The sequence below is a fragment of the Kocuria sp. LUK genome, from assembly GCF_021012935.1.
In the GTDB taxonomy this organism is placed as follows: domain Bacteria; phylum Actinomycetota; class Actinomycetes; order Actinomycetales; family Micrococcaceae; genus Kocuria; species Kocuria flava.
In genome coordinates, this window is the sequence record NZ_JAJMZI010000003.1 from 185,001 (window position 1) to 206,072 (window position 21,072).

General features: G+C 76.7%; 15 protein-coding genes. 5 read left to right on the plus strand and 10 right to left on the minus strand.

Annotation, left to right across the window (positions count from 1 at the left end):
* The first annotated feature begins 90 nt into the window (after positions 1 to 90).
* Complete coding sequence (locus LQU92_RS06475) at positions 91 to 1,101, plus strand: TatD family hydrolase (protein WP_230779077.1); 1,011 nt, start codon at positions 91 to 93, stop codon at positions 1,099 to 1,101.
* 369 nt (positions 1,102 to 1,470) lie between these two features.
* Here the strand turns inward: LQU92_RS06475 and LQU92_RS06480 are convergent, their stop codons facing one another.
* On the minus strand, positions 1,471 to 2,412 hold the full coding sequence (locus tag LQU92_RS06480; protein ID WP_230779080.1) for a type IV toxin-antitoxin system AbiEi family antitoxin domain-containing protein: 942 nt from the start codon (positions 2,410 to 2,412) through the stop codon (positions 1,471 to 1,473).
* 578 nt (positions 2,413 to 2,990) lie between these two features.
* Between LQU92_RS06480 and rsmA the strand changes: the two genes are divergently transcribed.
* Both rsmA and LQU92_RS06490 read left to right on the plus strand, forming a co-directional pair.
* Positions 2,991 to 3,887, plus strand: coding sequence for a 16S rRNA (adenine(1518)-N(6)/adenine(1519)-N(6))-dimethyltransferase RsmA (gene rsmA / locus LQU92_RS06485; protein WP_230779085.1), 897 nt, complete (start codon positions 2,991 to 2,993; stop codon positions 3,885 to 3,887).
* Between the two features lie 5 nt (positions 3,888 to 3,892).
* Positions 3,893 to 4,831, plus strand: coding sequence for a 4-(cytidine 5'-diphospho)-2-C-methyl-D-erythritol kinase (locus LQU92_RS06490; protein WP_230779621.1), 939 nt, complete (start codon positions 3,893 to 3,895; stop codon positions 4,829 to 4,831).
* A 488-nt stretch (positions 4,832 to 5,319) separates the two neighbouring features.
* Here the strand turns inward: LQU92_RS06490 and LQU92_RS06495 are convergent, their stop codons facing one another.
* The 8 genes from LQU92_RS06495 to LQU92_RS06530 all read right to left on the minus strand — a co-directional run bounded on the left by LQU92_RS06495 (position 5,320) and on the right by LQU92_RS06530 (position 17,216).
* Entirely contained in the window at positions 5,320 to 5,853 is a 534-nt protein-coding gene (locus tag LQU92_RS06495; protein WP_230779088.1) for a hypothetical protein, read from the minus strand.
* Positions 5,854 to 6,086: 233 nt separating this feature from the next.
* Entirely contained in the window at positions 6,087 to 7,445 is a 1,359-nt protein-coding gene (locus LQU92_RS06500) for a hypothetical protein (RefSeq protein WP_230779090.1), read from the minus strand.
* A gap of 164 nt (positions 7,446 to 7,609) precedes the next feature.
* The gene (locus LQU92_RS06505; protein WP_308071592.1) at positions 7,610 to 9,238 is read right to left on the minus strand and encodes a polysaccharide biosynthesis C-terminal domain-containing protein; all 1,629 of its coding nucleotides are present in this window, start codon (positions 9,236 to 9,238) and stop codon (positions 7,610 to 7,612) included.
* Positions 9,235 to 10,512: an O-antigen ligase domain-containing protein gene (locus tag LQU92_RS06510; RefSeq protein ID WP_230779093.1), complete on the minus strand. Its 1,278-nt coding sequence runs from the start codon at positions 10,510 to 10,512 to the stop codon at positions 9,235 to 9,237. The genes LQU92_RS06505 and LQU92_RS06510 overlap by 4 nt, the downstream gene beginning before the upstream one ends.
* A 7-nt stretch (positions 10,513 to 10,519) precedes the next feature.
* Positions 10,520 to 11,515, minus strand: a complete 996-nt coding sequence (locus LQU92_RS06515) for a glycosyltransferase family 2 protein (protein ID WP_230779096.1) — start codon at positions 11,513 to 11,515, stop codon at positions 10,520 to 10,522.
* Positions 11,505 to 12,344: a CDP-alcohol phosphatidyltransferase family protein gene (locus tag LQU92_RS06520; RefSeq protein ID WP_230779099.1), complete on the minus strand. Its 840-nt coding sequence runs from the start codon at positions 12,342 to 12,344 to the stop codon at positions 11,505 to 11,507. Before LQU92_RS06520 ends, LQU92_RS06515 begins: the two co-directional genes overlap by 11 nt.
* On the minus strand, positions 12,341 to 16,435 hold the full coding sequence (locus tag LQU92_RS06525) for a fibrinogen-like YCDxxxxGGGW domain-containing protein (RefSeq protein WP_230779102.1): 4,095 nt from the start codon (positions 16,433 to 16,435) through the stop codon (positions 12,341 to 12,343). Before LQU92_RS06525 ends, LQU92_RS06520 begins: the two co-directional genes overlap by 4 nt.
* Before the next feature lie 28 nt (positions 16,436 to 16,463).
* Positions 16,464 to 17,216 (minus strand): hypothetical protein, encoded by a 753-nt coding sequence (locus LQU92_RS06530; protein ID WP_180814723.1) that lies wholly within the window; start codon positions 17,214 to 17,216, stop codon positions 16,464 to 16,466.
* 334 nt (positions 17,217 to 17,550) lie between these two features.
* Between LQU92_RS06530 and LQU92_RS06535 the strand changes: the two genes are divergently transcribed.
* Together LQU92_RS06535 and LQU92_RS06540 are read left to right on the plus strand one after the other, a co-directional pair.
* Positions 17,551 to 18,783 carry an acyltransferase gene (locus LQU92_RS06535; RefSeq protein ID WP_230779105.1) on the plus strand — a complete coding sequence of 411 codons (1,233 nt, stop codon included), beginning with the start codon at positions 17,551 to 17,553 and terminating at the stop codon, positions 18,781 to 18,783.
* Positions 18,780 to 19,226, plus strand: coding sequence for an adenylyltransferase/cytidyltransferase family protein (locus LQU92_RS06540; protein ID WP_058858296.1), 447 nt, complete (start codon positions 18,780 to 18,782; stop codon positions 19,224 to 19,226). The genes LQU92_RS06535 and LQU92_RS06540 overlap by 4 nt, the downstream gene beginning before the upstream one ends.
* Positions 19,227 to 19,254: 28 nt before the next feature.
* Here LQU92_RS06540 and LQU92_RS06545 read toward each other — a convergent pair whose 3' ends face one another.
* A complete protein-coding gene (locus tag LQU92_RS06545; RefSeq protein WP_230779108.1) occupies positions 19,255 to 20,973 on the minus strand; it encodes a polymer-forming cytoskeletal protein in 1,719 nt (572 codons plus the stop codon).
* Positions 20,974 to 21,072 lie beyond the last annotated feature (99 nt).

Genomic DNA, 21,072 nt, shown 5'->3' on the forward strand with positions numbered 1-21,072 from the left:
GTATGTTCGGTCCCGCCGCGGCCTCGTAGATTGGTCCAGGCACGGCGCGCCCGCCCGTGCCGCCGCCCCGCCGACCCGAGGTGCCCGCCCGTGACCGACCCGAACGCCCCCCGCCTCACCGCCACCCTGTGGGCCGACCCCGCCCGGCGCCCGGCCCAGGAGCCCGGCGCCGTCCCGCCGGCCTACGACCCGGCCCGCTACGCCGTGCCCGGGGACGTGCCCGACGGCGAGGGCACCCGCCGCCGCTCCCGCTCCGACGAGGGCCGCCGCCGCAACCTGCAGTACCCGCCGGCCCCCGAGCCGCTGCCGCACCCGGTCGCGGACAACCACACCCACATGGACCTCCAGGACGGGGAAGTGGCCGTCTCCGTGCGCGACGCCGTGGACGCCGCCGCCCTCGCCGGCGTCGCCGGGGTCGTGCAGGTCGGCTGCGACGTGCCCTCCTCCCGCTTCGCCGTCGCCGCCGCCGAGGCCGATCCGCGCGTGCTCGCCGCCGTCGCGCTGCACCCCAACGAGGCGCCCGCGCTCGCCGCGGCCGGGCAGCTCGACGAGGCCCTCGCCGAGATCCGCCGCCTCGGCGACCACGAGCGGGTCCGAGCCTTCGGCGAGACCGGCCTCGACTACTTCCGCACCGAGGGGGAGGGCCGCGAGCACCAGAAGCGCTCCTTCCGCGAGCACATCCACTTCGCCCGCGAGACCGGCAAGGCGCTGCAGATCCACGACCGCGACGCCCACGCCGACGTCGTCGCGGTGCTGCTCGAGGAGGGCGCCCCCGAGCGCACCGTCTTCCACTGCTTCTCCGGCGACGCCGAGCTCGCCCGCACCTGCAACGAGCACGGCTGGTACATGTCCTTCTCCGGGACCGTGACCTTCAAGAACAGCGCCGGGCTGCGGGCGGCCCTGCACGAGGCCCGTCCGGAGCTCGTGCTCGTGGAGACCGACGCCCCCTTTCTCACGCCCCACCCCTACCGGGGCCGGCCCAACGCCAGCTACGTGACGAACTGGACGGTGCGCGGCATGGCCCAGGAGCTCGAGCAGGACCTGGAGCAGCTGTGCCGGCAGCTGTGGACCAACACGCGGGACGTCTACGGCGACTTCTGAGCGCCGAGTCCCCACCGCCCCGGGTGAGGACTCGCCGACTCCCTAACGCCCGCGCGTGGGACCTCGTCGAGTCCCCAGGCACGCTGCGCGGGACCTCGCCGAGTTCCCACGGGACCGCGGAGTCCCCACCCCCGCTGAACCGGGCCGCGCCGAGTCCCCACGGGACCGCCGAGTCCCCACCCCGGTGCACGGCCCCTCACCGAGTCCCCGCCTCCGCCGCGCAGACGCTCGCCGAATCCCCACCCGACCCACGGCCGGCACGCCGAGTCCCCCCGGTCGCGGCGTTTCCCCCGTGGTGCAACGGGGGAGACGCCGCGACCGGGGGGACTCGGCGGACGGGCAGACGGGCGTGGGGGCGGTGGGGCAGGGTCAGGGGCGGCGGCCGCCTGATTGCAGGGCCTTCTTGATGCGGGCGACCGTGGTCTCCGGAGTGCTCACCACGTCCTTCCACCCGATCCGGATCACCGTCCAGCCGAGCTCCTGGATCTCGACCTCCCGTCGTCGTTCGTCGCGCAGGACGGAGGCCACGACCTCGGGGTCGGCGTGGGCGTACTTGAGCCGGCCGTCGAACTCGAGGACCACACGGTGCTCGGGCCACGCGAGGTCCGCGCGGTAGCGCCCGGACCGGCCGTCGATGACCCACTGGAGTCGCGGCTCGGGCAGGTCCCACTCGGCCAGCATCAGGCGCGTCAGCGTCTCGCCCACGGACTCGGCCCGGACGTCCATGGCGCACAGGACCCGGTGGGCGCGGCGCACCCCGCGCCGGCCCCTCCACTCCGGCAGGCGCCGCTCCAGACGGGCTCGGGTCAGCCGGACCGCGGACGCCTGGTCGGCGAGGACCACGGCGTCGGTGAAGGGCAGCAGCCGAGCGCAGTCCAGCAGCGTGCGCTCGGCGGAGGTCACCCGGATGCCGCGCACCTCGACCACGTCCGCCGGAGGCAGGGGCTCCTGGTGGCGGACGACGTCCGGGGCGCCGTTGTGCGTGCCGTGCCCCGGGGCCGAGACGGTGTGGATGCGGGTGGGGACCCGGTACAGGCGCAGGCCGTGCACCAGGGCGGCCGAGGCGTGGCAGAGCACCGGGTCCACCGTCGACGACCGGGCGTAGGCCAGGTGGCCCAGCAGCATCCGGTCCTCCTGCCACAGGGTCCGGTACGGCTCGCCTCGGACGTACCAGCCGGCGCGGAGGCGGACCAGTCGGCCCTCTTGGACCTGTCGGTGGACGGCGCGGTCGCCGAGCCCGGCGTCCTGGAGGTCCGCGGTGCGGAGCAACGGCGGCAGGTCGGTGCCCGGACCGGGATCGAGTGCAGTCATGGCTCGGTGGTAGCAGTCACCCAGCCCAGGCCGTCTCGGCCCGGAGCCGGGTGTGGACGGTGGTCGGCGGCCGGCGTGGGAGCCGCTGTTGTGCAGTGCGGATGGTGCCGGGGGCGGCAGACGCCGGGGGCGCGGCGGCTTCCGGGACGCGACAGGTGCAGCAGCTTCCGGGGCGCGACAGGTGCCCGGATTCACTGATGCCGGTGCGGTGGCGGTGCAGGCCCTGGGCGGTCGGCGCGCCGGTGGGGTGCTCTCGGTGGTGCAGTCGCCGGCGGCCCCTCGGAAGGAACCCGGTCGGAACGTCCACATGGTGTCGCCGGCGAGTCCCCTTGGTCGCGTCATTTCCCCCGTGGCGCCACGGGGGAAATGACGCGACCAAGGGGACTCGGCGAGATCGGCGTGGGTGGAGTGGGGATTCGGCGGGGCGCGGCGCGGTTCGGATGGGGATTCGGCGGCTGGGGTGGGGGCTCGACGGTGTCCCTTGCAGCGGCGGTGGGGACTCGGCGGAGGAGCGCGGGTGCCGAGCAATGGGGTGGGGGCTCGGCGGGAGGGCCGGGGCGGGCCGATACGATGAGCCGGTGACAGAATCCACCGACCCCGCCGCCCGCCCGCTGCTGGGGCCCGCCGAGATCCGGGCGCTCGCCGGGCAGCTGGGCATCCGGCCGACCAAGACGCTGGGGCAGAACTTCGTGATCGACCCCAACACCATCCGGCGGATCGTCGCCGCCGCGCAGCTGGGGCCGGACGAGACGGTGCTGGAGGTCGGGCCGGGGCTGGGCTCGCTGACGCTGGGGCTGCTGGACGCCGCCGAGAAGGTCGTGGCCGTGGAGATCGACCCGCCCCTGGCGGCGCAGCTGCCGCACACGGTCCGGCGGTTCCGCCCGGAGCGCGTGGACCGGCTCACGGTGCTCGAGCACGACGCCCTGCGGGTCCAGCAGCTGCCGGCGGAGCCCACGGCGCTCGTGGCGAACCTGCCCTACAACGTGGCCGTCCCGGTGCTGCTGCACCTGCTGGGGCGCTTCGGCTCGATCCGCCACGGGCTGGTCATGGTCCAGGAGGAGGTCGCCGACCGGCTCGCCGCGACCCCGGGATCGAAGGTCTACGGGGTGCCGTCGGTGAAGGCCGCCTGGTACGCCGAGGTCACGAAGGCCGGCACGATCGGCAAGAACGTCTTCTGGCCGGCCCCGCAGATCGCCTCGGGGCTGGTGCGCCTGGTCCGCCGCGACGCACCGGTCGCGGACGTCGACCGCGACCTCGTCTTCACGGTGGTCGACGCCGCCTTCGCCCAGCGGCGCAAGACCCTGCGCGCGGCGCTCGCGGGCTGGGCCGGCTCGGGGGCCGCGGCCGAGGAGGTCCTGCACGCCGCCGGCATCGCCCCGGCCCGCCGGGGCGAGACGCTCGACGTCCACGAGTTCGCCCGGATCGCCGGTGCCGCCGCCGCGGCGGGACTGGGCGCGGAGGTGCGCGGGGCGTGACCACGATGATGCTCGCCGAGCAGGCCCGCGCCCCCGGCAAGGTCAACCTGTTCTTCGCCGCCGGTCCGCCGCGCCCGGACGGCTACCACGACGTCGCCAGCCTGTACTGCGCCGTGAGCGCCGTCGAGACCGTGACCGCCACGCTGACCCGCGGCACCGGCATCGCCGTGGACGTCGCGGCGGTGCCAGGCTCCCTCGTGGACCAGCAGATCGCCGCGGGCACCTTCTCCCTCGACACGGTCCCCACCGGCACGGCCAACCTGGCGGTGCGGGCGGCGCGGGCGGTCCTCGAGCGCTTCCCCGGGCTGATCGGCGGGCTGCACCTGCGCATCGACAAGGCCGTGCCCGTGGCCGGGGGCATGGGCGGGGGCTCCGCGGACGCCGCGGCCGCGCTGCGGGCCGTCAACCGCCTCGCGGCCCGGGTCTCCGGGGAGCCCGCCCTCGACGACGACGCCCTGCGGCACCTCGCTGCCGGTCTCGGCGCGGACGTGCCGTTCGCGCTGGCGGGCGGGGCGGCGGTCGGCACCGGCACGGGGGCGCAGCTGCGGCCCGCGGCCGTGGGCGCGCCCCTGCACCTGGTGCTCGTCGCCGACACGGCGGGGCTGTCGACGCCCGCCGTCTACGCCGAGCTCGACCGGCTGCGGGCCGGCACGGACGTGCCCCCGCCCGCGCTGCCGCCGGAGCTCGAGCCGGCCCTGGCCCGGGGCGATCTCGGCCGGGCCGCGCCGCTGCTGCGCAACCACCTGGAGCCGGCCGCGCTGTCCCTGGCGCCCCACCTCGCGCAGACGCTCGCGCTGGGGGAGGAGGCCGGGGCGCTCGCGAGCCTCGTCTCGGGCTCGGGGCCGACGGTCGCCCACGTGCTCGACGGCGCCGCCGCGGCCGCCGCGCTCGCCGAGCGGCTGCGCGCCCGGGGACGGCCCGCGCTGGCGGTGCACGCCCCCTGACCGCCGTGCGGTCAGAAGGTGCACCCACCGTCCCGTGGTCTGCTCTCCACGGCGGCTCCCGCGCCGGGCGCTGCGCCCGGAGGCGCTGACCGTTCCGAGCGGCGTGCCGGGGCCGGGTGGCGTGCCGGACCCGACTGTGCCGAGCGGCGTGCCGGGCCTGACCGTTCTGAGGGGCGTGCCGGGCCTGACCGTTCTGAGGGGCGTGCCGGACCCGACCGTGCCGAGCGGCGTGCCGGGCCCGACCGTTCTGAGGGGCGTGCCGGGCCCGACCGTTCTGAGGGGCGTGCCGGGCCTGACCGTTCTGAGGGGCGTGCCGGGCCTGACCGTGCCGAGCGGCGTGCCGGGCCCGGGCGTGCCGAGCGGCGTGCCGGGCCCGGGCGGACCGGGTGGCGTGCCGGGCCGGGGCGGACCGGGCGGCGGGGACGCGGGCGGGTGCGCCGCCGCCGGGACCCCGTGCGGGGCCGCGGCGGACCGGGCCGCCGGCGGGATCAGACCGCGATGCGCGGCCGCCCGGGCCGCTCCGGGACCGCGTGGTGCGGGGCGGGACCGTCGCGGAAGAGCGCGGGCCGGGCGAGCGCCAGGTCCAGCAGGACCGCCAGCTCCTCGGCGGAGTCCGGCCGGACGACCTCGCCCGCCTGCGCCATCAGGTCGGTGACCGCGGCCTGGTGGTCGTCCCGGTGCTCGCCGAGGGCGGGGCGCCGCGGCACGGCCAGCGGCCGGATCCGCAGGCCCCGCGCGTCGGCGATCGAGGACGGGCCCCCCTGGACGACCACGGCCGAGGCCTGCCGGTACTGCTCGAGCAGCTGCGGGCGCGGGACCCGGCGCACCGAGCGCGCCAGCGGCGACGGACGGGAGAAGCCGTGCTGCAGCAGGCAGCTGACCTCGGGACGGCGCACGAGCCAGGCCTCGACCCACTCGACGAGCCGGTTGAAGCCGTGCTCCTGGGCGCCCAGGGAGACCACGACGTCGTGGGCGGGCAGGACGACCGGGACGGGGCCGGTGGAGCGGGTGGTGGGTTCCACGGTGGACTCCTCGCAGAAGGTGGTGGACGGACGACGACGGGACGGGCGGGCCGGGAGGCGCCGGCCGGGACCCCCGGCGGGCGCGGACGGGGCCGCGCCCCCGGTGCCGCGACCGCCCCGGGCGGACGGCGGCGGGGCGGTCGGGTGCCGGACTGCGGCGGCCGCGCCGGGGATGCGGCCGTGCCGGGGAGCGGGTTCCCGGGGGAACCGCTCCCCGGCAGGGGCGGGCGTGCTCAGTCCTGGGCGGCGTGCGCCGGGGCCGGCTCGGTGCGGGCCTGGCGCTGGGCCACGAACGCGGGCACCACGGCGGCGCCGCGACCGGCGAGCCGCGCGAACAGGCTGCCGAAGCGGCGGCGGTCGCCGCGGGGCTCGACGGCCAGGACCACGCCGTCGACGCGGTCGGCCAGCGCGGCCAGCTCCGCGACGCCGGCGCGCGGCGGGACCACGGCGGCCAGCAGGGCGGGCGGGGCGTCATCGAACTCGGGCCAGTCGGGCCCGGCCATCGGGCCCACGGTCTCGGCGAGGGTGTCGGCGCCGACGAGCTCGATCGACCCGCCCCACGAGGTGAGCACCTCGTCGAGGGCGTTGACGACCACGGCGGCCTGGCCCGGGCGGGCCGAGTGCACGGCGATCCGCGAGCCCGGCCGCGGCACGGCCCGGCCCTGGTCCTGGGCCAGCCGGCGCAGCAGCTCGAGGGCGCCGTCGGCGTCGTCCTCGGAGCGCAGCACGACCACGGGGGTGCCGGTCACCTCGGCGAGACGGTCGGGACGGCGCACGGTGTGGTCGGCGCGCTCGCGCAGGGCCCCGGCGAGGGCGCCCAGCAGCAGCCCGCCGGCGAGCCCGCCGGCGAGGAAGAGCAGCAGGCCCGCGGAGGAGGGCTGCTCCGGCGGCGTGGCCTCGCTGATCACGCGGCCCGGGGTCGGGGAGATCAGCGCCAGCGCGGTGCGCTGCTCGCGCAGCTGGCGCAGGCTGTAGGCGTCGTCGTCGGAGCGCTCGAGGCCCGCGATGGACTCGTCGATGCGCTTGAGGGTGTCGTCCGCGGTGGTGCGCACGTCCTCGGCCCGGTCGGCGAGGTAGGCCTCGGCCAGGGCGTTGGCGCGCTCGGCGGCCTGGTCCGGGTCGCCGGCGGTGACGGTCACGCGCAGCACCTGGGTGTCGTCCGGGGCGGCGGTCTCGAGCTGCTCGACGAGCTCCTGCGCGAGCGCGGGGTCGGCGTCCTCGACGGGCACGTCCTGCAGCAGGGCGGCCGCGCGGGTCGTGATGCGCTGGGAGGCCATGGTGGCCATCTCGGTCTGCATCTCGACCTCCTCGGTGCCGGAGGCCCCGGTGAGCGGGTTGACCGCGCTCGGGGAGACGGTCATGGAGGCCGTGGCCTGGTAGCTCGGCGGCCACAGCAGCCCGGCGACGAGCGCCGCGACCAGCACGAGCAGCCACGTGCCGAGGATGGTGGGCCAGCGGCGGGCCAGGCGCCGCCACGGCGGCGTCGTGGCCGGCGGCGCGGGCGGGGTGCCGGGCCCGCCGGTGCCCCCGCGGGCGTCCTCGGCCCGGGTCCGGCGCCCGTCGGCGCCGATGGTGTGCAGAGTCTCGCTCATGTGGATTTCCCCCCTGGTGGATCGCGGGTCGGCTCGGCGGACCGGTCGCGGCCGGCGCCCGCCCCCCGGCGAGCCCCGACCCGGTCCCCAGCGACGGCTGCCGGGGTCGGTCCCGGCGGCGTCCTGCTCCGATGTCGATCGCTTTGAATGTTACAGATGCAAACTCATCGGGACCACAGCGGGTCCCGCCCGGGCCGTGGTCTCTTCGGGCCACAGTCCGCCTCCGCCGTCCCCCGGTCGGCGGCCCCGGGACCCCCGGCGGGTGCCGTGGCCCCCGGACCCACGGCGGGTGCCGCGGCGCCGGGACCCGGGGCGGGTGCCGTGGTGCCGGGGCGCCGCTGCGCGGCACGCCGGCGGGCGAGCAGCACCGCCGCCGCGGCGGCGAGCAGCAGGCCCAGCACCGCCCCGTGCACGAGCAGCCCCGGGATGCCGGGGCCCAGCAGGGCGCGCACGCCCAGGCCGGAGGCGCCGGTGGCCAGCGCGGCGGCCGCGGCGGTGGCGCCCACCACGGACCAGCGGGGCGCGATGCCCAGCAGCCGCACGGACTGGAACAGCGCGAGCCCGGTGTCGGTGAGCACCGAGGCGGCCCACGCCGTGGCCGCGCCGACGAGCCCCCACTGCGGGATCAGCCACAGGTTCAGGGCGACGGCCACGGCCAGCGCGGCGGACTTGTTCATCAGCTGCCACCGGCTGCGCCCGGCCATCAGCAGCAGCGACTGCACCCCGCCGGCCGAGACGGCCAGCAGCATCGCCGAGGCGATCACGACCATGGCGGGGTAGCCGGACCCGAAGCCCTCGCCGAAGACGGCGAGCACCCCGGGGCCGAAGAGCAGCAGCGTGAGGTAGAAGGGCCAGGCCCCGGCCACGAGCACCGCGGTGGTGCGGGTGAACACGGAGCGGGCGGTGGCGTGGTCGTCGACGGCCAGGGCGGCGCTGATGGAGGGGCCGGTGACGATGCGGGCGGTGTGGTCGAGCATGGCGCCGACGCGGATGCAGCGGTTGACCACGCCGTAGACCCCCGCCGCGGCCGGGCCCAGGAACGCGGCGACGAGCAGGACGTCGAGCCACTCGAGCAGCGCCTCGACCACCGCGGTGACCCCGCGGGCCGAGGAGAAGGACCAGAACGCCCGGCGCTGCCGGTCCGGGGGCGGCGGGGGAGCGGCTCCGGGCGCGCGGTCCAGCCCGCGCAGCAGCCGGCGCAGCAGGAGCAGGGCCGCCACGGCCACGGCCGCGACCGGGACGCTCCACGCGGCGGTGAGGGCCAGCAGTCCGCCGCCGGCGGCGACGACGGCGGCGACCGCCGCGACGCGCAGCGAGGGCAGGGCCACGTTCTGCAGGAAGGAGAAGGTCGGCACCCGGTGCAGCCCCCGCAGCGTCCCGAAGGCGAGGTTGAGCAGGGCGCCCAGCACGAGGAAGGGCGCGGCCAGCAGCACGGCCGGGCCGACCTCGGCGGGCAGCACCCCGGGCAGCAGCGCCAGCAGCACCGCGGCGGCGGCGACCCCGGCCGCGAGCAGCAGCACGGGCCGGGCGGCGATCCGCAGCACGGCGGCCACCCCGTCCCCCTGCCCGCGGGCGGTGAGCGCCGGCAGCGAGCGCACCAGCCCGGTGTCGGCGCCGAAGGTGGACAGGGTCGTGGCGATGGCCAGGACGGCGACCACCTGGAAGAACTGCCCGGCCGCGGCCGCGCCGGCGGCGTTGGAGACCACCAGGGTGGCCCCGAAGGCCAGGCCCGCCCCGGTGACGACGAACGCGAAGGTCAGCGACCCGCTGCGCGCCAGGCCGGGCCCGCTCACAGCCCCTCCCCGTACCGGCGCGAGCGCAGCAGCACGGCCAGGCTCAGGCTGATGAGGATGAACTGCACGGCGTCCAGGCCGTAGAAGGTGAAGAACACGCACGCGGCCACGGGCACGGCGTGGACCAGGATCCCGGTGGTGGTGCGCGCCCGCAGGGTCGCGAGGGTCGTCCCGTGCAGGTAGGCCATGAACAGCCCGAGGCCCACGAGCCCGTAGCAGAACATCAGGGTCCAGACGTAGCCCTGGGTGCCCATCTCGATGCCGACCGTCTCGTCGTAGACCGGCGCACCGTAGCCCAGCAGCGGGGCCTTGAGGGTCGCCAGGAAGGTGTCGCGGTAGAGGTCGGAGCGGGTTCCGGTGCTGTCGCTGTACTCCTGGCGGCCCAGGATCCGCTCGACCGCCCCGCTGGCCACGAGCCACGCGCCCACGGCCGCGACCGCCCCGCCGCCGGCCAGGGCGATGCCCACGCGCCCGCGCAGGACCATGCGGACCAGCACGTAGCCCAGGGCCAGGCCGAGGGCCAGGAACATGCCGCGGTTGGTCGTGGCCACGGCCGGGGCCAGGGAGGCCAGCAGCCCGGCGACGACCAGCAGGTGCCGGGGCCGGAAGCGGACGGTGGTCAGGTAGGCGAGCACGAGCGGGGTGAGGATCACGAACCCGGAGCCCCACCCGTTGGTGTACGGGAACGGGGCGGCGGGGCGGTTGTAGGCCTCGGGCGCGCCCCAGGGCAGCTGGACCTCGGCCAGGGGCGGGAAGAAGTAGTTCTGCACCAGGGCGTTGGAGGTGATCCCCTGGGGCAGCAGCAGGCCCACCGGGGTGGTCAGCCGGGCCTCGGGGATCACGAACGTCAGCAGCCCGAGGCCCACGAGCGTGGCCCAGGCGACGACGGCGGCCCGCAGGAACCGCCGGTGGTCGAGGCTCTGCCGGGCGTTCCAGTAGTAGACGACGTAGACGAGCGCGGCGGCGAGGTTGATCCAGCGCAGGGCGAACCCGGCCCAGGAGCCCACGCTGTCGATCTGCACGGAGCTGGCGAGCATCCACAGCAGGAACGCGCCGAGCACCCACGCCGGCCAGGGCACCCGGACCTCGCGCCGCTGCAGGAGCAGCAGCAGGAGCATCACCACGGCCAGCACCGTGGGGGCGAACTGCAGGGCGCCCGAGGCCCAGAACAGGGGCAGGCCCCAGAACAGGGACAGCAGCGGCCAGGCGGGGAGGACCCCGGTGCCCCGGCGCACCGGGGCCGGGGCCACCACCGTGGGGGTCAGCGCGGTCACGGCCGTCTCACAGCCCGCGGCCGAAGAAGGACACGGCGTTCTGCAGCCGCTCCGCGCCGATCAGCCCGGTCGCCACGACGAGCGCGCCCCAGGCCCGCAGCTGCGCGGCGTCGTGCTGCAGCGCGGCGCGCGCCCAGCGCACGGCCTGCCGGCGCTGCCCGGAGGCGGCGTGGGCGAAGGCCACCTGCCCGGCGAGCAGGGCGGTGCCGCGGTCGCTGGTCCCGAACTCGGGGAACTTGCGCAGCATGTACTCCAGGGCCGCGGCGATGTCCGCCCACTTCTCGCGGAAGAACGAGGGCCGGTCCCAGCGCACGGTCAGCACGGTCTCGGGCACGGAGTGCACCGGGGCGTGGCGGGCCAGGCGCAGCAGCAGGTCGTAGTCCTCGCCGTAGGAGGCGGGCAGCGCCTCGTCGACGGTGCCCACGGGCCCGAGCAGGTCGGCGCGGCGGCAGATCAGCGCGGAGGGGTGGATCTCCATCATCCGGTCGGCCAGCAGCTCCGGGAAGGTGGCCACCGGCTGGGGCGTGCGCGAGATCTCCCGGTCGTGGGAGACGATGCGGATCGTGCCGGCGATCGCGGAGGCCTCCGGGTGCAGGGTCCAGTGCGCGACCTGGCGGGTGAGCTTGCGCGGGGCCCACACGTCGTCGTCGTCGCAGAAGGCGACGATCTCGCCGGTGGCGGCCGCGATGCCGGTGTTGCGCGCCCCGGCCAGGCCGGGGGTGCGGGTGTTGGGCACGGTCAGCAGCTCGACGCCCGCGGGGACGGCGACGTCGGCCAGGGCGTCGACGTCGATCCGGTCGAAGACCACCACGACCTGCAGCGGGCCGGCGTAGTCCTGCTCGACGATCGCGCGCACGGCCTCGCGCAGCATCTTCGGCCGCCCGGCGGTCGCGATGAGCACGGAGACCGAGGGCTGGTCGGAGCCGAAGCCGGCCGCGGTGCGGGGCGCGGTGGTGGGTGCGGTGGTGGGTGCGGAGGCGGGGGCGATCAGGTCAGCGGACATGGCGGTTGCTCCTGTCGGTGAGGGGGACGACGACGGCGCCGTCGTCCGCGGTGGTGCCGGTGGCCGGGCGGGCCGGCCGGGTGGTCAGGCCCAGGTACTTGCGCCGCATCGACACCGCGCTGATCGCCGCGAGGGCGGCCAGCAGCAGCGCGTAGGCGGGGGTGAACAGGGCGGGGACGCCCCACAGGAGGAAGATCCAGCAGGTGACCCCGGCGTCGGTGGGCAGGTTGAGGAAGGACCGCAGGGTCCCGCCGGCCGGCGGGCCGGCCAGGCCGTCCTTGCGGCGCAGCTGCTCGGCGAGGATCTGGCTCATGAACTGGCCGACCTCCACGAGCACGAACGCCGCGGCGAGCACGGCCAGGGCCGCGGCGGGGAAGGGGCCGGGCCGCGGGTGCAGCAGCGCGGCGGCGGCCACGGCCAGGTGGATGCCCGGGGTCCGGACCGCGTCCACGACGTGGTCCAGCCACTCCCCGGCGGGCGAGCCGGTGCCGGTGAGCCGGGCGACCTGCCCGTCGGCCGAGTCCAGGACGTAGCCGGCCGCGAGGAGCACGGCGACGACGACGCCGGTGGCCGGCGCGACCGGTGCCGCCACGAGCACGACCAGCCCGGCGGCCGAGAGGGCCGCGCTGAGGGCGGTCACGCCGTTGGGCGTCAGCCCCGCCGCGGCGGCCTCGGCCGCCGCGTACCGGGCCAGCGGGCGGTTGACCCACCGGGTGTAGGCCGGGACCCCCTGGCCGGGCTTCTGCGCGGCGCGCAGCCCGGCCAGGGCCTCCGGGAAGGTGGGCCGGCGCCGCGGGGCGCCGGCGCCGGGCTCGGGCGCGGCGCTCACGCCGCGTCCTCCGGCCGGGGCGTGAGCTCGAGGTCGAAGCTCGCGTCCGGGGTGGAGCGGTAGTCCACGTGGACGCTGACGGTGATCACGTTGACCCCCGGCTTCAGCGCCGAGACCGGGACCACGGCGGTCACCGGGTCGGCCAGCGCGGCGGTGGTCCGCCGGGCGCTCAGCGCGTACTTCGTCCAGTCCAGCTCGCCCTCCGGCATGTTGGCCCGGGTGACCTCCTTGCCGTTGACCTTCACGACGATCCCGTCGTCGGCCCGGGTGGTGAGCAGCAGCTCGCCCAGGGCGGCGGGGTCGGCGACCGTGAACTCCTTGCGGAACTGGGTGGCCAGGGGCCGGCGGCCGTCGGTGGTCAGCTCCGTGGCCACCGGGGTGCCCCACCCGAACGGGGCCCGCCCGCTCGCCCAGTCGAGCACCGTGCCGGCCTGCTCCCAGTCCTGCTCCGGGACGGAGTCGGCGTGGCGGTAGGACCACTCGGCCCCGCGGGCGATCACCTCCGGGACCTCGGCGGGCGCCTCGGGCTGGGCGCCCTCGACGACCTCGGCGCGCAGGTCGAAGCTCGCGTCCGTGGTGTTCGTCCAGTTGGAGTGCATCTCGGCGGCGATGACGTTCGTGCCGTCGCGCAGCATCCACCCGGGCACCTCGACCCGGACCGGCTCGGCCACCGCGGTGGCGGTCCGGCGCGGGGCGGTCGCGTAGGTGCCGGAGGCCAGGACCCCGTCGGGCAGGTTCGAGCGCACGACCTCCTCGCCGTTGACGTAGACCGCCACGCCGTCGTCCGCGCGGGTGGTGAGCACGAGCTTCTCCACCGTCGAGGCGTCGGCGACCTCGACGTCCTTGCGGAAGTACGTGGTCAGCGGCCGGGTGCCGTCGGCCACGAGCGTGGTGCCCAGCTGCTCCGAGCCCCAGCCCAGCACGGCCGAGCCCTGCTTCCACGCCGCGTCGTCGAAGTCCGGGGCGGCCCAGTCGCGGGCCGGCGGGTTCGCGCGGTCGTGGTGGTAGCGCCAGTCCGAGCCCTCGGCCACGAGCGCGTCCGGGTCGGCGGGCTGCTCCGGCTCCTCGACCGGGTCCACCGGGTCCGCCGGGTCCGCCGGCTCCTCGACGGGCTCCTGCGGGTCCTCGGGCGCGGGCTGGTCGGCCGGGGCCTGGGGCTGGGTGCCGGCCACGGCCTCGACCCGGAGGTCGAAGCTGGTGTCGGTGGTGTTCGTCCAGCTGGAGTGCATCTGGGCGGCGACCACGTTCTTGCCGGTGCGCAGCATCCACGCGGGCACCTCGACCTCGACCGGCTCGGCCACGGCGGTGGCGGTCCGGCGGGCGGACAGCGCCCAGGGGTGGTCCTCGAGGGAGCCGTCGGTCACGTTGTTGCGCAGCACCTCGTGGCCGTTGACCCACACCACCACGCCGTCGTCGGCGCGGGTGGTGAGCTTGAGCGTCGCGACCTTCGAGGCGTCGGCGACGTCGACGGTGCGGCGGAACTGGGTCACGATCGGGCGGGTGCCGTCGGCCACGAGGGTGGTGCGGACCTGGTCGGAGCCCCAGCCGAGCACGGCCGAGCCCTTCTTCCAGGCGGCGTCGTCGAAGCCGGGCTCGCGCCAGCCCTCGCCGGGGGCGACCTCCTTGTTGTGGTGGTAGCGCCACTCCGAGCCGGCGGCCACGAGCGTGCTGCCGGCGGCCGGCGGCTGCTCGACGGGCTCCTCCGGGGCGTCCCCGGCGGTGACCACCGGGGTCGAGGCGGAGCGGTTGTCGGCGGCGTCGGCGGCGCGCACGGCGTAGCGGGCGCCGTCGAGGTGGGCCACCTTCGCGGTGGTGCCGGTGACGGTGGCGACCGGGCGGTCGTTGCGCAGCACCTGGTAGCGGACCCCGGCCTCGGGCGAGGCGGTCCACGTCAGGGTGTCCTCCGCGGTGCCCGTGGCGACCTTCAGGTTCGACGGCGCGGCCGGGGCGGCGGCGTCGCGCGGGGCGAAGCGCAGGAACCCGCCGGCCCACTGTGCCGAGCCGGTGCGGGAGACGGCGCGGTTGATGTCGCCGCCGACCCACAGCACCCCGCGGCTGTCCACGAGGGTGGCCCACACGCCCCAGCCGCCGAAGCCCTTCAGCTCCGGGTTGAAGTCCGGCAGGTAGGTGCCGCTGCCGGCGTCCCACGCGCCGACCGCGTTGATGCGGTCGGCCACGGTCACGGGCTTCGTGTTGCCGCCGGCCTTGATCCACTTGGTGGCCCCTGCGTTGAACCAGTGGAAGCAGTGGCAGGCGCCGAAGACGGTGCTGTCGGTCGAGGTGATGGCCTGCATGTCCCCGCCCAGGGAGGTGATGCCCCAGGAGGTGCGCTGGAACGTGGAGCGGTCGTAGCCGAACATCGAGTGCTCGGCGCCGCCGGCCCACACGGTCCCGCCCTGCTCGCGCACGGCGAGCTGGAAGGCGGTCTGGCCCGGGTCGGCGTAGTTCACGGCCACGGAGGGCTCCCAGTTCCAGGTCTCCAGCGGGGCGCCGGCGGTGGTGCGCACGGCGGCCAGGCGGAACGCCGAGGCGCCCTGGGACTGGTTGAAGTATCCGGCCGCGTAGAGGCGGTCGCCCTTCGGGGAGGCGTCGAGGCTGGCCACGGTGCCGTTGAACTCGGGGTTCCAGGAGGCGTCCGGGGTCCTCGTGGAGATCTTCACGCGGGCGCCGCTGCGGGCGTAGACCCGTCCGTCGGCGTCCCCGCCGGAGAGGTGGGTGAAGGCCCCGCCGAGGTAGAGCCAGTCGCCCTCGACGTCGAGGGTGCGCACCTGCAGCACGCCGTTGGTGAGCAGGTTCTCGACCTTGAGGTTCCAGGAGCCGTCCACCTGCCCGGTGGCGGCGTCGAGGACCACGAAGCCGGGGGTGCGCACGCCGTTGACGGTGCTGAAGCGCCCGCCCACGGCGAGCTTGCCGCCGGGCAGCTCGGTGAGGGCCTTGACCTGGCCGTCGAAGACGGGGCGGAAGCCGGTGCGCAGCTCGCCGGTGGCCACGTCGAAGGCCGCCAGGTAGGACTGGGCGACGCGGCCGGTGCCGGTCGAGCTCTTCTGCATGGCCTTGAAGTTGCCGCCGGCGAAGACGGTCGAGCCGATCTGCTCGAGGGCCTGGACCTCGGTGTTCATCTCGCCGTCCTGCCCGTCGGCGCGCTCCACGGCGCCCCAGGTGGTCGGCTCGGCGCCGCTGTTGGGCAGCGCCCGCTGGGCCGCGGCCGGGGTGCCGGACGCGGGGATCGCCTGGCCCTGGAAGGCCTGCTGCGTCACCTTGGGCCGCACGTACATCTGGGTGAAGGGGATCGCGCCCTTGCCGCCGGCGGCCGGGGTCCAGTGGTAGGTGGTCGAGGTGTTGCTGCCGGTGATCTCGTCGCCGTAGCGGAAGCCGCGCTGCCAGCTGGTCTCGGTCACGTCCTGGAAGCGGACCCGGGCGGTGCCGTTGTTGGTGCCGAAGTCGTTGGTGGTCCCCGAGGTGCCGGAGGCCACGCCCGTGCCGTAGACGAGCGAGAAGGAGGTCACCGGGGTGCGGGAGCCGAAGGTCCAGTTCCAGTGGGGCTTGGCGGAGATCTTCATCCGCCCCTCCTGCCACGTGCTGCCCTGGGCGTCGCGGGCCCGGCGCAGCCGGATCCCGTCCTCGAGCTCGTCGGGGCGCTGGCCGTTGAGCAGGGCGTCCACGGTCTTCGAGGGCAGCTGCTTGGGCGCGAACGCGGCCGGGCCGGTCACGGTCGAGGAGACCTCGGCGGGCGTGCCGACGCCCTCGTAGTACTCCTTCCAGTCGTTGCGGCCGCGGCCCACGAGCACCCAGCCGCCGCCGTCGGTGACCTGGTCGCAGTAGAACTGGCCGGGCTCGGACATCTGCGGGGTCACGAGCCAGTAGACCCCGGACTTCGAGGCCGGGTCCTTCTGCTTGATCTCCCAGCAGGAGGCGGCGGCGCTCGCGGAGGTCTTCCCGTCGACCGGTGCCGGCGCGGGCTCGGCGGCGGTGACGGGGGCGAACGGGAGCAGGGTCGCGGTCATGGCCGTGACGGTGGCCAGGACGAGGGGCAGGCGCCGTCGGCCGGCGCGGCGGCGCCCGTGCGGGGCCGCGGAAGAGTTGCTGTGCATGGTCGGTTTCCTCACCGGGCTCGGGGTCTCAGCAGGTCGGGTCGTCGGGGAAGCCGTGCTGGACGACCTGCCACGACTGGCCCGGTTGGCGGAAGAGGTCGTAGTTGTGCAGGGCCCGGCGGTCCTTCTCGGGCCCGCGCACCACGGCGCCGTCCCGGTCGACCACGGTCACCGCGGAGGAGTCCAGGCACACGGTCACGCGCACGGCCTCCCCGTCGGGGCCCTCCTCGGGGGCGGGCAGCGGGGCGGTGACGGGCTCGCCGACGACGACGGGCGTGCCCTGCTGCTCCCACCCCTGGTGCTCGAACTCGGCGAGGGTCGCGAGGATCTCCTGCAGCGCCGGCCCGCGGGCGCTCTCCTGCGCGGCGGCCACGGCCTCGGGGTCCAGCTCGGCGGCGGCCTCGGCGGCGACCGCCGCGTCCTGGCCGGTCTGCTGGGCGGAGTCCGCGCCGGCGCCCTCGGGCTCGGCCGCGGCGCCGCCGGCCGGCGGGTCCGAGGGCGTGAAGGCCTCCTGCGCCTCGAGGGCGGCCGCGACGGCCTCGACCTCGGGGGCGTCGGCGGCCACGGGCCCGGCCGACTCCAGCTCCGGGGCGGGCACGTCGACCGGGGTGGTGGCCACCCCGGTGGTGTCGGCCTCGAACGCCTCCATGGCGCCGGGCTCCTCGGCGCCGGCGCCGCAGGCGGTGAGCGCGGCGGCCAGGACGGCCGCCGTCAGCAGCCCCTGGGCGGCACGGGTCCTCGGCCCTCGGACTGGTCTCGAGCAGGACGGATCGCAGCTCATCGGTTCAGCTCCCCCCGGATCTGTGTCCCCGGGACCCCCTCGGCCCCGGCGGTGATCGCGGCGAGGCCCCGGAATTCGGGTGGGGCCCCGCGGTCCCCGGACGCCCCCGCGCCCAGTTCATCGGATCGCATGAAGCCTAACCCCCGCCGTTCACCATCGGGAACGCGGGTGGTGTCCCCTCTTGTGACCTCCGTTATTGAATGCAAATAGATGCGACTGCGTCGTACAGTGAGGCGATCAACGGGGTGCCCCGCCGGCGCGGGGACCCCACGGGGAGATCGGGCCGGGGCACGCTCGGGGGAGCGGCCGGCCCGGGGAACACGGGGGAGGCGCTGTGCCAGCGCAGTCAGTCGTGCCGCGCGCACGGGCCGGGAAGGCCCTGCCGCTGCGGCAGTTCGCGCACCTGGACGCCCTGCGGGCCGGGGCGGTGATGCTCGTCGTCCTGGGCCACGCCGGTCTGGATCTCGTGCCGGGCGGCAGCGGGGTGACGATCTTCTTCGTCATCTCCGGGTTCATCATCACGCACCTGGTGCTCAAGGAGCACCGGCGCACCGGGGGCTTCGACATCGGCGGGTTCTACCGCCGCCGGGCCCTGAAGCTGCTGCCCCCGCTGCTCGTGGGGCTCGTGGTGCCCACCGCCCTCTACGCCTGGCTCGTGCGCCCCGTGAACCCGACCGACGTGCTGGGCCAGGTGTTCTTCTTCTTCAACTGGCGCTACACCGACTCGGCCGTCGATGTCCTGCCGGGCTCGATCGTGGTCTGGAGCCTGTCCATCGAGGAGCAGTTCTACGTGGGCTTCGCCCTGGTGTGGCTGCTGCTCGTGGGCCGGGCCCGCCCCGCGCTCGCGCTGGGGGTGCTGGCCGGCTCCGCCGCCGCGGCCTCGGCCGCGGCGAGACTGGCCCTGCACCTGGGCGGGGCGAGCGCGGACCGGATCTACTTCGGCACCGACACCCGCCTGGAGGCCATCGCGATCGGGGTGCTCGCCGCGGTGTGGCACCACCGGCTCACCCGCGACCCGGCCGGGCCCGGTCTGCCGGGCTGGTGGGGCCGGGACGCGGTGGTGGTCGCGGCCCTGGGCCTGTACCTGCTCTCGCTGGGGATCCGCGAGGAGCTCTTCCGCGAGACGCTGCGCTACTCGCTGCAGGCGGTGGCCGCGTGCCTGGTCGTGCTCTGGGGCCTGCGCGGGCCCGCCGGACCGCTCGGGCGGGCCGTGCTGGGGCTCATGCGCCTGCGCCCCGTGCAGGTGATCGGGCTGGCCAGCTACAGCATCTACCTGCTGCACCTCGTCGTCTCCCGGGGGCTGACGGCGCTGGTGGGGGAGCTGCCCGGGCCCGGCGGGGTGGCCGTGCACGTGGTGCTCGGCACCGGCGCCGGCCTCGCCTGCTGGTGGTTCGTCGAGGAGCCCGTCCAGCGCTGGAGCCGCCGCCGCCGCGAGGCCGCACCCGCTCCCGGTCCGGGCTCCGTCCCGGGGGCGGCCGCACCGACCACGGCCCCGGCTGCTGCGCCGGGGACCGCACCGACGCCCGCGGGGACCCCCGCGGGCCCGATCCTGGGGGGAACCAGATGACCATCGACCAGCACGGGCCGCGGGTGGGCTACGCCGCCGGCGCCTTCGACCTCTTCCACGTGGGGCACCTGAACATCCTGCGGCAGGCCCGCCAGCACTGCGACCACCTGATCGCCGGGGTCGTCTCCGACGAGCTGCTCGAGATCACCAAGGGCCACCGGCCGGTGGTGGGCCTGGCCGAGCGGATGGAGATCGTCGAGCACATCCGCTACGTGGACCAGGTCCACGCCGAGGTGCTGCTGGACAAGCTCGACACGTGGCGCCAGCTGCGCTTCGACGTCTTCTTCAAGGGCGACGACTGGAAGGGCACCCCGAAGGGGGACCTGCTCGAGCGGGAGTTCGCCGCGGTCGGGGTGGAGGTCGTCTACTTCCCCTACACCCGGCAGACCTCCTCCACGAAGCTGCGGGCGGCCCTCGACGTGCTGACCCTCCCGGCGGCCTGATCCCGGCCGCTCCGCCGCCGGCGGGCCGTCACCGGTCGGGCCCGGGCCGCGGGCCGGAAGCTGCGCCGGGGTCCGAGTCGTCCGCGGCTCCCGCACCCGTCCCGGAGCCCGGCCCCGTCCCGGGGCGCCGGCCCGACCCGGCGTCGCGGCCGGAGGCGGCGCCCGCCCAGGGGAGCGGTGGACCGTCCCCGGAGCGCCGGGGACGGTCCACCGGGCCCGGGGCGGCGTGGCCCGGCCCCCCGGGCGCGCCCGCCGGGGCCCATGTCCCACGGCCGGGGGCGCCGGGGCCGCCCGGCGAAGCCCACGTCCCGGGGTCCGGGGCGCCGGGGCCGCCCGCCGGGGCCCACGTCCCGCGGTCCGGGCCGCCGGGTCCGCCGCGGGCCCGCCGGGAGCGCAGCGCGCCCCAGACCGCCACGAGCAGCGCACCGGTGCCGAACAGGGCCACGGCCAGGGCCAGCAGCGGTCCCAGGACCGGCACGGCGCGCAGGAGCGCGTAGGCGAGCAGGCCCAGCGCGAGGGCGGCGGCCCGGCGGCCGAAGGACGCGGCGGCCGGGGTGCGCAGCACGGCCCCACCGGCCGCGAGGGCGACCACGACCGGGGCGAGCAGGCTCAGCGCGAGCACCAGGGCCAGGACCAGCACCAGGTCGGCCACCACCGCGGTGGCCACGACCGCCGCCGCGAGACCGCCCAGGGTCGCCCAGCCCAGCAGCACCGCGAGCAGGACCGCGGCGACGAGGAGCACGACCGCGGCCAGCGCCGCCCCGGCCGCGCCGAGCACGCCCCAGCCCAGGCTCAGCCACGGGTGCGCGCGCAGCGCCCCGGCCGCGGCCCCGGCGGCCCGGGGCGCGAGCCACAGCACGAGCAGCCCGACGAGCAGCAGCGTCACCAGCCGCCGCAGCGCGAGCAGCACCACCGCGAGCGGGCCCGCCGGGGCCGCGTCCTCCGGCGCCGGGGCGCCGACCTGCCGGAAGTCGACCGTCCCGGCGACCTCGGCCCCCGGGGCGAGCTCGGCCTCCCGGGCGCCCTCGTAGGAGAGGTCCCCGCCCACGCGCGCCGTCTCGCGCAGGCTCAGCCCGGAGGGCACGGCCGGCAGCGCGACGTCGGTCCCCGGCACCCACGGGGTCGCGGGGGCGGGGCTCTGCGCCGTGCTCACCGAGGCGCGCACGTCCCCGCCGACCGTCCCGGCCAGGGCCAGGGCCTCGACGCCGGCGGTCACGGAGCCCTCGACCGTCCCGGCCAGCTCGCCCTGGTAGGCGGCCAGCAGCACGTCCCCGCCCACCTCGGAGCCGCGCTCGGTCTGCAGGCTGTAGCCGGCCACCGCGAGCCCGTCGCCGATCCGGGCGCCCTCGCGCACCACCAGCGCCTGGCCGGCGAGCCGGACGTCGTCGCCGACCGTGCCCTCGACGACCACCGTGCGCGCGGCCGCGAGGACGTCGCCCTCCACCGTGCCGGTGACGGTCACGGTGCCGGCGGCCACGACCAGGTCCCCGCGCACGGTGCCCTCGACCACGACCTCCCCGCCGACCGCGTAGAGGTCCTCCTCGACGACCTCGCCGGCGCCGACCACGAGGCGCTCGCCCTCGCGCAGCTCGGCGGCCCGGGCCCCGGGCAGGGTCAGCAGCGCCCCGGCCACCACGAAGCCCAGGGCCAGCACCAGCACCACCACCGCCCGCAGCATGCCGCGCGCCGGACGGTGGGTTCCCGTCGTCGTCGTTCCCGTCCTCGTCCGTGCCTGCGTGCGGGCCATGGTGGTTCCTCCTCCGGCGCGGGACCGCGCTCCCGCTCCGAGTGCACGCCGGGTCCGGGGACGAGTCAAGGGCGGGTCCCGGGGACATGCCGCCGGGCC